The following is a 1,442-nucleotide window of genomic DNA, read 5'->3' as shown; positions in this document are numbered from 1 at the left end:
TCCACCCCCCACTGGTCGAAGGAGTCGATGTTCCACACGGCGCCCTGTACGAACACCTTGTGCTCGTACAGGGCGATCAGCTGCCCCAGGACCGACGGGGTCAGCTCCGGCGCGAGGATCGTGGTGGTCGGATGCCCGCCCCGGAACGTCTTGTGCGCCACCAACTCCTCCGGCACACCCTCCGCACGAACCTCCCCCGGCGTCCGGCCGAACGCCAGCGCCTGCGTCTGCGCGAAGAAGTTCGCCATCAGCAGATCGTGCTGACCCGCCAGCCGCTCCCCCAACTCCGCCACCGGACGCGCGAACCCGATGAAGTCCGCCGGCACCAGCTTCGTCCCCTGATGGATCAACTGGTAGTACGCGTGCTGACCGTTCGTACCCGGCGTACCCCACACCACCGGACCGGTCTCCCACTCCACCGGCTCCCCGTCCCGCTGCACCGACTTGCCGTTGGACTCCATGTCCAACTGCTGCAGATACGCCGTGAACCGCGACAGATAGTGACTGTAGGGCAGCACCGCATGCGACTGCGCACCCAGGAAGTTCCCGTACCAGACACCCAGCAGCCCCAGCAGCAGCGGCCCGTTCTCCTGCGCCGGCGCACTGCGGAAATGCTCGTCGACCAGCCGGAACCCGCCCAGCAACTCCCCGAACGCCTCCGGACCGATCGCCAGCATCAGCGACAACCCGATCGCCGAGTCGAAGGAGTACCGGCCCCCCACCCAGTCCCAGAACCCGAACATGTTCGCCGGATCGATCCCGAACGCGCTCACCCGCTCCTCGTTCGTCGACAACGCGACGAAATGCCGGGCCACCGCCTTCTCCTCACCCCCGAACGCCTCAAGCAGCCACGCCCGCGCCGACGACGCGTTCGTGATCGTCTCGATCGTCGTGAACGTCTTCGACGCGACCACGAACAGCGTCCGCGCCGGATCCAGACCCCGCAGCGCCTCGTGCAGATCCGCCCCGTCCACATTGGACACGAAACGCACCGTCAGATCCCGGTCGGTGAACGCCCGCAACGCCTCGAACGCCATCGCCGGACCCAGATCCGAGCCGCCGATACCGATGTTCACCACGTTCGTGATCCGCTGCCCGGTGTGCCCGGTCCACTCACCCGAACGGACCCGCTCGGCGAACGCGGCCATCCGGTCCAGGACCGCGTGCACCCCCGGCACCACGTCCTCCCCGTCGACCTCGACCACCGCGTCCCGCGGCGCCCGCAACGCGGTGTGCAGCACCGCCCGCCCCTCGGTGACATTGATCCGCTCCCCGCGGAACATCGCATCCCGCAACCCGAACACATCCGTCGCCACCGCCAACTCCCGCAGCAACGCCAACGTCTCATCGGTCACCAGATGCTTGGAGTAGTCGATGTGCAGGTCCCCCACCCGCACGACATACCGCTCCGCACGCCCCGGATCAGCGGCGAACAACTCCCG

Annotated in this window: 1 protein-coding gene; it reads right to left on the bottom strand. The window is 67.8% G+C overall.

The window, feature by feature from the left end; genetic code table 11:
* Positions 1 to 1,442, bottom strand: a 1,442-nt coding sequence (pgi, locus tag ACL02U_RS32810) for a glucose-6-phosphate isomerase (RefSeq protein WP_412794664.1), incomplete at both ends; no start/stop codon positions are given.

It is taken from the genome of Streptomyces sp. MS06 (assembly GCF_047200655.1).
Lineage (GTDB): Bacteria > Actinomycetota > Actinomycetes > Streptomycetales > Streptomycetaceae > Streptomyces.
The sequence above is the reverse complement of the archived record's forward strand: the minus strand, read 5'-3'. Positions and strand labels throughout refer to the sequence as shown.